This window comes from uncultured Agitococcus sp., assembly GCF_937920075.1.
Classification (GTDB): domain Bacteria; phylum Pseudomonadota; class Gammaproteobacteria; order Pseudomonadales; family Moraxellaceae; genus Agitococcus.
Genome location: NZ_CALETI010000100.1, coordinates 1 through 11,841 on the forward strand (window position 1 = coordinate 1; position 11,841 = coordinate 11,841).

The 11,841-nt window shown below is 40.8% G+C and carries 10 protein-coding genes and 3 tRNA genes; 2 read left to right on the forward strand and 11 right to left on the reverse strand.

What is annotated here, in order from left to right:
• From Q0212_RS03535 to dnaE, 6 genes are all read right to left on the reverse strand, one after another.
• A partial coding sequence (locus Q0212_RS03535; RefSeq protein ID WP_297922305.1) for an META domain-containing protein occupies nucleotides 1-333 on the reverse strand: 333 nt, incomplete at its 3' end.
• A gap of 21 nt (nucleotides 334-354) precedes the next feature.
• On the reverse strand, nucleotides 355-1,638 hold the full coding sequence (gene tilS / locus Q0212_RS03540) for a tRNA lysidine(34) synthetase TilS (RefSeq protein ID WP_297922307.1): 1,284 nt from the start codon (nucleotides 1,636-1,638) through the stop codon (nucleotides 355-357).
• Entirely contained in the window at nucleotides 1,639-2,064 is a 426-nt protein-coding gene (locus tag Q0212_RS03545; RefSeq protein WP_297922310.1) for a type II toxin-antitoxin system VapC family toxin, read from the reverse strand.
• Nucleotides 2,058-2,330 (reverse strand): type II toxin-antitoxin system Phd/YefM family antitoxin, encoded by a 273-nt coding sequence (locus Q0212_RS03550; RefSeq protein WP_297922313.1) that lies wholly within the window; start codon nucleotides 2,328-2,330, stop codon nucleotides 2,058-2,060. The genes Q0212_RS03545 and Q0212_RS03550 overlap by 7 nt, the downstream gene beginning before the upstream one ends.
• Before the next feature lie 12 nt (nucleotides 2,331-2,342).
• On the reverse strand, nucleotides 2,343-3,296 hold the full coding sequence (locus Q0212_RS03555; protein WP_297922317.1) for an acetyl-CoA carboxylase carboxyltransferase subunit alpha: 954 nt from the start codon (nucleotides 3,294-3,296) through the stop codon (nucleotides 2,343-2,345).
• Nucleotides 3,297-3,309: 13 nt separating this feature from the next.
• Nucleotides 3,310-6,786, reverse strand: a complete 3,477-nt coding sequence (gene dnaE / locus Q0212_RS03560; RefSeq protein ID WP_297922320.1) for a DNA polymerase III subunit alpha — start codon at nucleotides 6,784-6,786, stop codon at nucleotides 3,310-3,312.
• 239 nt (nucleotides 6,787-7,025) lie between these two features.
• Here dnaE and Q0212_RS03565 point away from each other — a divergent pair, with 239 nt between their 5' ends.
• Entirely contained in the window at nucleotides 7,026-8,006 is a 981-nt protein-coding gene (locus Q0212_RS03565; protein WP_297922323.1) for a metallophosphoesterase, read from the forward strand.
• Nucleotides 8,007-8,042: 36 nt separating this feature from the next.
• Here the strand turns inward: Q0212_RS03565 and Q0212_RS03570 are convergent, their stop codons facing one another.
• The 5 genes from Q0212_RS03570 to nadA form a co-directional block, all read right to left on the reverse strand.
• Entirely contained in the window at nucleotides 8,043-8,255 is a 213-nt protein-coding gene (locus Q0212_RS03570) for a PA3496 family putative envelope integrity protein (protein ID WP_297922326.1), read from the reverse strand.
• Nucleotides 8,256-8,416: 161 nt separating this feature from the next.
• A tRNA-His gene (locus tag Q0212_RS03575) sits at nucleotides 8,417-8,492 on the reverse strand.
• 28 nt (nucleotides 8,493-8,520) lie between these two features.
• A tRNA-Arg gene (locus tag Q0212_RS03580) sits at nucleotides 8,521-8,597 on the reverse strand.
• Between the two features lie 20 nt (nucleotides 8,598-8,617).
• Nucleotides 8,618-8,694, reverse strand: a tRNA-Pro gene (locus Q0212_RS03585).
• A gap of 113 nt (nucleotides 8,695-8,807) precedes the next feature.
• Nucleotides 8,808-9,863, reverse strand: a complete 1,056-nt coding sequence (gene nadA / locus Q0212_RS03590) for a quinolinate synthase NadA (protein WP_297922329.1) — start codon at nucleotides 9,861-9,863, stop codon at nucleotides 8,808-8,810.
• Nucleotides 9,864-10,055: 192 nt separating this feature from the next.
• Between nadA and Q0212_RS03595 the strand changes: the two genes are divergently transcribed.
• The coding region (locus Q0212_RS03595; protein WP_297922332.1) for a proline dehydrogenase family protein at nucleotides 10,056-11,841 on the forward strand (1,786 nt) is incomplete at its 3' end.

The following is an 11,841-nucleotide window of genomic DNA, read 5'->3' on the forward strand; positions in this document are numbered from 1 at the left end:
GCTACTAATTTCACTCAACTTTAAAAAATTATCTTGCACGCGATAATTAGCCATTAAACGATTACAGCCCGTACTTCCTTTAATGCGCTTGCCTGTTGATTGAAAATTTAAAAATGCACCATCTTGAATTTGATTGGCATTTAAACTTTTGGTTAAAGCCGTTAATTGCCACATAGTATCTTCCAAGCCAACTATTTGCTTGTCGGTCAAAATAACCTGTGCAGGAATGATGGGTTCGGGTGTTGGTTTGGTAAAACGCGGATCAGGCGTGGGGGTAGTGCTACATGCCGCTAAGGTTAACAACACTGTACTGACAATAACTTTTAAAAACACAATAATTTCCTTTGGAAAATTTTAATTAGCAAACTCAGCCGCCACCCAATAGCCCCAAACAATGGCTAATTGCTGATTGATATAGATTAACGGAATACGTTCCCTTTGCCATGTGGGAACACCTTCGGCTTGTAACAGTTTTTTTAAATCATGGTGATGTTGTCGCCCTACAGGCCGAATTTTTTCACCACCTTGCCGATAAGCAATACTAATTTGCCCTGTTTGCCAATATTCCGCTTTTATCAAAGCCTGTATTTGTTGAGGCTCAATAAGCTCGCCTGTTGCTAATTGTATGGCTTGCTGTTTGTTAATCCATTTTTGCTCATCACGATTAAAGTTGGTTAATGGTGACATGGCAAACAATTGTTGTCGATAACGACGTACCTCGACATGAGGCCAATAGTACATCGGTTGTGCATCTTCTTTAGCCAAGCACACTTCTGTCCATAATTTCGCTAACTGTTGATAGTCAGGCAAATTAAAGCCTAATTGTTGTAGCCAATAGCGCAATACATTATGACGTCTCGCGTCTGACAACTGGGCTAAGCGCGTAATATTTAACGAATTGGCTTGATCTTTAACTTGCTGATAATCCATTTCAGCTAAATCTTGTAATAATTGCTCAGCTTCTTGCAAACGTTGACTGGCCGCACTCACTCGCTCAACGGTTTGTGGCCAACGCTGTTGCAACGTAGAAATCACCTGATGACGCAAATAATTACGGTTTAAACGTTCATCCGTATTGGAGTCATCCTCAATCCAGTTTAATTGACGTTGTTGGGCATAGGCTAAAATTTGGCTTTTATTAACCGTCAATAAAGGCCGCCATGCGGGAATCGTTAATCGATTAAATGGCACAACATTGCTATCTTTCATCGCCGCCAAGCCTGTTACACCTGAGCCACGCATTAGACGCAATAAAAAAGTTTCGGCTTGATCTTGTTGATGATGAGCTAATAACAACACATCCCCTATCACTAACTCTTGGTTAATGGCTTGATAACGTGCTTGGCGAGCGGCATCTTCTAGACTAGCTTGTTGTTGGTTAACGCTGACTCGTTTAATGACATAGTCCACGTTATAAGCTTGAGCAACTTGCTCAACGTGATTCGCCCAATCATTAGCATATTGGCTTAAACCATGATGCACATGAATAATTTTAATTGGACGTTGGTGAAGTTGTTGTACTTGCACAACCATATCTAATAAAACGTGCGAGTCAACGCCACCACTATAAGCGATGACTAAACGTTGGATGTTTGGGTTTAGGTGTTGGGTGAGAAATTTTGTAACCGTAGATAGCATTTAGGTACTAAACCAGTTGCTAATTTTTAAATCTTCAATCATTCGATAATCTTGCAGATTACGCGTAACCAATGTTAAGTTGTGGCTTATGGCAATTGCTGCTATTTGTCCATCAACAAAAGGTATAATTTGGCCTTTAGCCTGAGCTATACTGCGTAACTCGGCGTGACATTTTGCTGCAACATCATCATAAGGCAAAATAGTTAAGGTACTCACCACATTTTCTAAATACTTTTTAACCATTTCTTTGCGCTTCCCATCAGGCAAACGCAACAATCCATAATTAAGTTCATGCCATACTGGTGCAGCTATCGCTATTTGATAACTATACAATGTTAAATTATTTATCACGTTGCTATCAGGAATTGGTTTAATAGCCTCAGAAATAATATTGGTATCCAGTAACCATTTTATCGCTGTCACCATGAAAAGTCTCGACCTTGCTCAGGACTACGAGTTTGGGTAAATATATCGTCATCTATTAGCAGATCTTGAGCATAACTATCACGCCATGCCTGCAAGCGTTCAGCAAAATTTATTTGATTTTGTGTCTGTTGATAATCATGTATTGACAATAACACGGCTTTAACTTTGCCATGACTAGAAATAAATACAGGCTGATGCTGACGTTCTGCTTCAGCAATCGCTTGCGACAAATGTAGTTTGGCTTGAGATAATGATAAAGCTAACATTTACGTTCTCCTCTACAAAATTCCATAACTCATAATACGTTCTAAACGACGCTCACATAAAGTTTTTTCGTCCATACCACGTAAACGTTTGAGCTGTTTCACTAAGGTTTTACGCAAGGTATCAGCCATTAAAATAGGGTCACGATGTGCGCCACCCAAGGGCTCAGATACCAATTCGTCAACAAAACCTAATTGTTGTAAACGTGGTGCGGTTAAGCCCATTGCTTCGGCAGCAGCAGCGGCTTTGTCGGGGGTTTTCCATAAAATGGCAGCGCATCCTTCGGGTGAAATTACCGAATAGACGCTATATTGCAACATCACTAAAGCATCACCAACACCAATCGCCAATGCACCACCTGAACCACCTTCACCAATGACGGTACAAATAATCGGTACTTTTAAACGTGACATCACAGCTAAATTTTTAGCAATCGCTTCACTTTGGCCACGCTCTTCGGCTTGAATACCTGGATAAGCACCTGGTGTATCAATAAAAGTAAAAATCGGTAATTTAAAACGTTCGGCCATTTCCATTAAACGCAAGGCTTTACGATAGCCTTCAGGGTTAGGCATACCAAAATTACGCTTGCTGCGTTCACGCACATCACGTCCTTTTTGATGGCCAATTACCATGACAGGTTCACCTTGAAAACGGGCTAAACCACCAACAATTGCCGCATCATCAGCAAAGGTACGATCACCATGCAACTCATCAAAATCGGTAAACAAATGCTCAATATAATCTAAGGTATAAGGGCGTTTTGGATGACGTGCTAATTGAGTCACTTGGGCAGCATTTAAATTAGCAAAGATTTGCTCGGTCATTGACAAGCTTTTTTGTTCTAAACGTCGAATCTCATCGCCTAATTGCAAAGAGCTATTGCTGTTAGCTAAGGCTTGTAAACCTTGAATCTGCCCTTCTAATTCGGCAATCGGTTGCTCAAAATCCAAATAATTTGGGTTCATGTAAATGTTCCAATTAATACACTAAACGCACTGCTTGCGTACCATAAACTTGTTTTAAGCGTTTTAACAAGTCATCGTGCGGATAAATACGCCAATTTGAGCCACACTGTAACACAGCCGTCGCACTGCTATGCTGACAACGTAAACTCAAGTTTATGCCTTTTTGTTCGCCATTGGGTAAAAAGCGTAATAATAACTGTTTTAATTCTTGGACAGCAGCTCCTGATAAATTATTTATCGCTAATGCTAATTCAAGACTACGAATACTATTTAAACGAGCGTCTAACAAAGAATAAACTTTTTTGCCTGTGACTCGTAAACCGCCTTTAAATTCATCAGGGCTAACTTCGGCATCTAAAATAATGACATTATCAACGACTAACAACTGTTTAACTTGTTCGTATAATTCACCAAAGACACTGGCTTCCACCCGACCACTACGGTCATCTAATAATAAAATGGCTCGAGTACCACGCGGCCCTTTAAAGATGCGTACATCCATAATCAAGCCTGTGATGGTGATACTTTGACCACGACGGGTTGGCTGCAAATCACACAATTTACAGGCAACATGGCGTTTTAACTCATCATAATATTGGTCAATCGGATGACCTGTTAAATATAAGCCAAGGGTGTCTTTTTCACCTTGTAAACGTTCGTCATCTGTCCACACTAAAGCCGAAATATATTGATTATTGGGTGTTGCTTCAACGACTTCACCAAACAGGTCCATCATCCCTGCATTTTGATTACGATTTTGCTGTTCCGCCGCTTTAACTGCTTCACTCAAGGTGGCCATAATTGAGGCACGATGAACACCACTCATGTTGTCCATTGCCCCTGCTTTAATCAACGCTTCAAGGGTACGCTTATTGGCTTTACGCAAATCAATACGCCGGCAAAAATCAAATAAGTCCTTAAAGTCGCCCTCTTTACGCGCGGCAATAATCGACTCAATTGGCCCTTCACCCACACCTTTAATTGCCCCTAAACCATAAACAATGGTTTCGTTAAGTGGCACAAATTTATAATTAGAATGATTGACATCGGGTGAGACAATCGGCAGCCCCATGGTGCGGCATTCTTCAATAAAGGTCACGACATTGTCGGTGTTGTGCATCTCAGCAGAAAGTACCGCGGCCATAAATTCGGCAGGATAATGTTGTTTTAACCATGCCGTTTGATAAGACACTAAAGCATAAGCCGCCGAGTGTGATTTGTTAAAACCATAACCCGCAAATTTTTCCATCAAATCAAAGATATGACCAGCAAGGTCGGCATCAATGCCTTTGCCTGTTGCCCCTGCCATAAATTTAACGCGCTCTTTGGCCATTTCTTCAGGTTTCTTTTTACCCATCGCTCGACGCAACATATCCGCGCCACCGAGCGAGTATCCTGCCATTTCCTGAGCAATTTGCATGACCTGTTCTTGATAAACAATAACGCCATAAGTGGGTTTTAAGATTGGCTCTAAACAGTCATGTTGATAGGTTTCGTCAGGGTACGCCACCTTAGCGCGGCCATGTTTACGGTTACAGAAGTCATCAACCATGCCCGATTCCAATGGGCCAGGGCGATACAAAGCCACCAAGGCGATAATATCTTCAAAACAAGACGGTTTAAGCTTTTTTAACAGCTCTTTCATACCGCGCGATTCCAACTGGAACACAGCGGTAGTACGCCCCTCTTGTAATAATTGATAGGTTTTATAGTCATCTAAGGGAATATTATTAATATCCAATGGCTCTTGGCCAAGGGCTTGGCGTTTGGCATTAATATTTACCAACGCCCAATCAATAATCGTTAAAGTACGCAAACCCAAAAAGTCGAACTTGACTAAGCCAACCTGTTCAACGTCATCTTTATCAAACTGACTAACCCACTTTCCTTCTTCATCACAATAAACGGCGGTAAAATCGGTCAACTTCCCAGGTGCAATCAATACACCACCCGCGTGTTTACCCACTCCGCGCGTAATGCCTTCTAGCTTTAATGCCATTTCCCAAATTTCGTTGGCATCTTCATAATCACGCTCGCTAGGATTACTTAACAAATCATTGAGCAAGGCTTCTTCTTTACGCGCCTCTTCGAGTGAAATCCCCGGTGTTTTTGGAATTAATTTAGAAATTCTATCGGCCAAACCATACGATTTACTTTGCACTCTCGCAACATCTCGTACCACCGCTTTGGCGGCCATCGTACCAAAAGTAATAATTTGCGAAACCGCTTCACGACCATAGTGATTGGCCACATAATCAATCACGCGGTCTCGACCATCCATACAAAAGTCGATATCAAAGTCAGGCATCGACACCCGTTCTGGATTCAAAAAACGCTCAAAGAGCAAATCATATTTTAAGGGGTCTAAGTCGGTAATTTTGAGCGAATAGGCCACCAAAGAACCAGCCCCCGAACCACGACCCGGCCCAACAGGGACACCGTTATTTTTTGCCCATGCAATAAAGTCCATCACAATCAAAAAGTAACCAGGGAAACCCATTTGATTGATAATTTTTAACTCAAAGTCTAAGCGGTCATGATAAATTTTATATTGCTGTTCGTAGTTTGGTTGCGTTTTATCTAATAAACTCAGTAAACGCTCTTCTAAACCTTCACGCGAAATTTGGATGAAAAACTCATCCATCGTCATGCCTTCAGGGATAGGATAATTGGGCAAAAAACTTTTACCCAAACGTAAACCCACCGAGCAACGTTTGGCAATTTCTAGGGTATTTGCAATCGCTTCGGGAATATCACTAAACAGCTCAATCATTTGTTCGGGCGTTTTGAGATACTGCTCTACACTATAATCACGCGGGCGTTTGGGATCACCCAACACATAACCTTGGGCAATACACACCCGTACTTCATGCGCCTCAAAATCATCAGGCGTTAAAAAGCGTACATCATTGGTTGCCACCACAGGACAATCGGTTTTTGTCGCTAAATCAACCGCCGCATGGACAAAGGCTTCGTCACCTGTACGACCTGTACGTTGTAATTCTAAGTATAATCGATCGGTAAAAATGCTTTGCCACTGCTGCAACACAGGAATAGCCGAACTGGCATCTGCACCTAACAACAACGAACCGACATAACTTTGTTTGCCTAATAAAACAATTAAGCCTACTTGGTTTTGCTCAAGCCATTCCCGTTGCACAATCGCTTTGCCTAATTGCTGCCCCTGAATAAAACTTTGGGAAATCACTTCAATTAAATTAAAATAGCCTTTTTCATTCATCGCCAAGACAGTGACGAGATAATGATTACCATTGTCTTCGGCCAGCCATAAATCTGCACCAAAAATCGGCTTGACACCCTTACCTTGTGCCGCTTTATAAAACTTTACCAAACCATAAAAATTACTTAAATCCGTCAACGCCAAAGCGGGCATATTGGCTTTTTGACACGCTTTGACGGCATCACCAATGCGTACGATAGAATCTACCAAGGAAAATTCACTGTGTAAGCGCAAATGGACAAAGCTCATAAAGGAGGTCTCGGTATGAAAAATGCGAATGCTAAAGTTATTAAATTAATGAATCATCTATTAGAAAGAATCAGCGCAAATTAATAAAGTACGGTATTATTTTCTAAGGTCAAAATAGTACGCGAAAATCATCAATCAGACAATTTTTGTGACTATTATTTAGGACTTACGCACTAATTTCGGTGAAAAACCTAAGTCCTATATTAAAACTCGACAACAACAACTATTTGATCACAACCATGTTATCAGCTCAATTTTTGCGTCATAGCCTACTTCTGTTTGTCTGTTTAAACATTAGCTTTGCTTATGGCCAAGCTAAAAAATTATCAACAATCACCACTCCTCCCAACTTCAAGGTGGCGTTTATTGGTGATCAAGGTTTAGGCCTGAAATCTCAACAAGTTTTGCAATTGATAAAACAAGAAGGCGCACAAGCGGTTATTCATTTAGGTGATTTTGATTACTACAACCAACCACAAGCATGGGATGAGCAAATTAATCAAATTTTAGGCAAAAACTTTCCTTATTTTGCCGTGATTGGCAACCATGATTTAGACAAATGGCCAGAATATCAACAACTGCTTAAACAACGGATGGCACGTATCGGCCTGTCATGGCAAGGAGAATTAGGCGAACAATCAACGACTGTCTATAAAGGTTTAACTGTGGTTATGATTGGTATTGGCACCAAAGGCAACGCGGATACGCATAATCAATATTTGGCGCAACAATTACAACAAAGCAACGCAATTTGGCGTGTCGCTGCATGGCATAAAAACCAACAAGCCATGCAAGCAGGTGGCAAGATTGACGAAACAGGCTGGCAAGTTTATGAAACAGCACGTTTACAGGGAGCAATCATTGCAACGGGTCACGAACACTCTTATTCACGGAGCTATTTACTCAATAATATGCAGCAGCAAACGATTGAGAATAAAGAAAACACCTTAAAGCTCAGCAAAAGTAAAAGCTTTGTGTTTGTATCAGGCTTAGGTGGTATTGATGAGCGTATTCAACGTCAATCAGGCCAACATTGGGCAAAAATTTATGCCAAAACTTGTTTGGCTTTAGATCCTGTCTGTGTGCCAAATTCAACATCAGGTGCTTTATTTGCCACGTTTAATGTTGATAAACAGGCCAATAAAGCCAAATTTTACTTTAAAAATATCAACCAACAGATTATTGATGAATTTACAGTGATTAGTGAGATCAAACCTTAATTTTTCCACAAAAAAACCCGTTTTCACGGGTTTTCTTTATTTGTCATCATCATCGTCTAAATCGTAATCATAATCTTTGATTTTACGCTGCAAACGACGCTCTTCTAAAATATCATCAATGACACGACGCTTAGTTAAAGAGTTTTTAACATTATTACTTTTACTGACATCGTCATTGTCAAAGTCACCACTCGACTCTTCATCAAAAGCATCATCTAACTCAAAGTCTTCTGATTTGCCACTAGACATAGTCACCTCTTAATCTTTATGCATCTTCGTAAAACAGCTCACAATACAAGTTAAGCCATCAATACAAGGAGCGGCTATATACTAAAATATTTTAGAAAAGTAAATAGAAAAATCAAAAAAACTGACAGAAGGTAATATTTTTAAGAATTTAACAAGAGGATTGGGGTGGATGATGGGGCTCGAACCCACGACAACCGGAATCACAATCCGGGGCTCTACCAACTGAGCTACAACCACCATAGAGAGATTTTTTTGGCTGGACACATGGCGCGCCCGGCAGGATTCGAACCTGCGACCCTCGGCTTAGAAGGCCGATGCTCTATCCAACTGAGCTACGAGCGCGAGGCTCATTTGACTTAAAATGGTCGGGACGGTAGGATTTGAACCTACGACCCTCTGCTCCCAAAACAGATGCGCTACCAGACTGCGCTACGCCCCGACTACTTGACTCACCGACTTGATTTTGTCTGCATCAGCGAGGGCTGTATATTATAAATATCAGTCCCTCTCGTCAACTTTTTTTTTCAACTCTTTGATTGACTGCTTATTTTATCAGCGTTTTGACTTAGCAAAATCTAACATTCGTTGCAAAGGCACTAATGCTTGTGGAATTAATGCCGAATCAACAAACACTTCTTGTTCGCCTGTTTCTAAAACATGGGCTAGATTTTCTAGTTCGTTCATTGCCATCCACGGACAATGCGCACACGAACGACAGGTTGCGCCATTACCTGCGGTCGGTGCTTCAATAAACTCTTTGTCAGGGCTGGCCTGTTTCATTTTATAAAAAATGCCGCGATCAGTAGCGACAATAAAACGTGGATTAGGCAAGGTTTGCGAAGCTTTAATTAATTGAGAAGTCGAACCAACCGCATCAGCAATGTCCATTACAGCTTCGGGTGATTCAGGATGCACCAAAATGCCCGCATCAGGATAAACGGCTTTTAAATCCAATACACCACGCGCTTTAAATTCTTCATGGACAATACAAGCACCATCCCACAACAACATCTCTGCGCCTGTCACTTTTTGTACATAGCTACCTAAATGTTTATCGGGTGCCCAAATAATTTTTTTGCCTTGTGCGGCTAAATGCTCGGCAACATCAACGGCAATACTAGATGTGACGACCCAATCTGCACGCGCTTTAACGGCAGCAGAAGTATTGGCATAAACAACGACGGTATAGTCAGGATTGGCATCACAAAAAGCACTAAATTCTTCGACAGGACAACCTAAATCCAAAGAGCAAGTCGCTTCTAAGGTAGGCATTAATACCCGTTTTTCGGGGTTAAGAATTTTTGCCGTTTCGCCCATAAATTTTACACCCGCGACCACTAAGGTTTTTGCTGGATGTTGGTTGCCAAAACGTGCCATTTCTAAAGAGTCAGAAACACAGCCACCCGTTTCTTCGGCAAGTGCTTGTAAATCATTGCTAGTGTAATAATGTGCGACTAACACAGCATCTTTTTCTTTTAATAAGCGTTTAATTTTAGCAATTAATTCGGCCTTACGCTCAGGACTCAACTGTGCTTCTTCAGGAGTGTGTAAATGGTCTAAATGTTGTTTAACTAATTGTTTAGCGGCATTATCAATTAAATTATTCATCAAATGAATATCCTAAATAACGTGATTGAGTTGTGAATAGATACATTTTAACTTTTTGCGTCTTAGGCGGCTATTGCTTATTTGTGTGTATACATTCATTTTTAATGTTTTTATCCACTCATTGCAAAGCAATGACTAAGCCCTGCTATAGTTAGTGACAGATGGTAATTTTTTCAATCAGGAGTGATGATTATGTTGCCTTTAAACGATTTACCGGAATTTGCTCATGACTTTTCGGCCTTACGTGATAGTTATTTGGCTGATGAAGCCTTAGTCATGTCAGCTATTTTTGCACAGGCTAGTCTGACCCAAGAACAAAGGGAGCGTGTCCACGGTTTAGCGACTCGTTTAATTGAATCTGCTCGACATAGTCATCATCCTTTATTTAGTGAATTTTTACAGCAATATCGTTTAGACAGCCAAGAAGGTCGAATTTTATTAAGCCTTGCTGAAGCCTTATTACGCATTCCTGATGCACAATCACGGAATGAGCTGATTAATGGTTTATTACCCCAAGCAAATTGGCAAAGCTCTTCCATCAAACAATCTGCGGCAATGACATGGGCAAGTAAAGCCCTTAATCAAGCCAAAAAATTTATTGAAGCCGAAAATGCACCCGACAAATGGCATCAATTATTACTAAAAATGGGTGATGGTATGCTGCGCCCTGCCTTAAGTACCGGTATTCATTTATTGGCTAAACAATTTGTTATGGCCGAAACCATTCCAGCCGCCTTAGCTCAACGCCAAAACCAATTTTTATATTCATTTGATTGCTTGGGCGAAGCAGCTCAAACCATGGATGAAGCACAACATTATTTGCGTAGTTATCAACAAGCTTTAGAAAATCTGTCTAACCACGAACATGGTGATGATATTTTTAATCGTGACAGTATTTCGATTAAATTATCGGCTTTGCATCCACGCTATGAGGCGCGTTGTTGGGCGCAACTACAACAAGAGCTAGTACCAAAGCTTATTCACTTAATTCGTTTTGCCGCTGAAGCCAATATTCCAGTGACTTTTGATGCCGAAGAATCTGAACGATTAGAACTGAGCTTAGCTATTTTTGCCGAAGTTTTTTGCCATGACGAGTTTAAAAACTATCAGGGTCTAGGTTTAGCAGTACAAGCCTACCAAAAACGTGCACCTGCGGTGCTTCGTTGGCTACAACGACTTGCACAAAAACAAGGCAAAAAAATCCCGATTCGGTTAGTCAAAGGCGCTTATTGGGATAGTGAAATTAAACGCGCCCAACAATTAGGCTTAAGTGATTATCCCGTTTTTACCCGAAAACTACATACCGATGTCTGTTATTTAAGTTGTGCTTATTTATTGCTTAAACACCCTGATCAATTTTGGCCTCAATTTGCTACCCACAATGCGCACACCCTTGCATGGCTAGAAACTGTCGCTACCGATTTAAATCAACGTTATGAAATTCAACGTTTAGTGGGCATGGGTGAAGCCGTACATGATTCTTTTCATCGTCAATGCCCTCGCCCAACCCGTTTATATGCCCCTATAGGCGAATTTAATACCTTATTACCCTATTTAGTACGTCGTTTACTTGAAAATGGCAGTTCACAATCCTTTGTTAATCAATTGGCAAATCCACACATTAACAGTGAAAATTTATGCCAAGATCCTGTTTTAGCCCTAACAGCACAACAAATTGCTCCACACCCCAAATTAGCTAAACCCAAAGATTTATTTTTACCCCGTGAAAATAGTCAGGGCTTTAGTTGGACAGATATTCCCAAACTTTCGCAATTACGTGAGAGCCTCATTAAATTTCAACATCACACATGGGAAGCAGGAGTTACCCAAAATACTGACGAACAAATTGTTAGCACCGTTCATAGCCCTGTTGATAAACATCGTTTATTAGGCACTATTTATTATCACCATCTGCCTGATATAGAACTTTTATTTACTCAAGCACAACAACGCTTTGATGCTTGGCAACAAACACCTG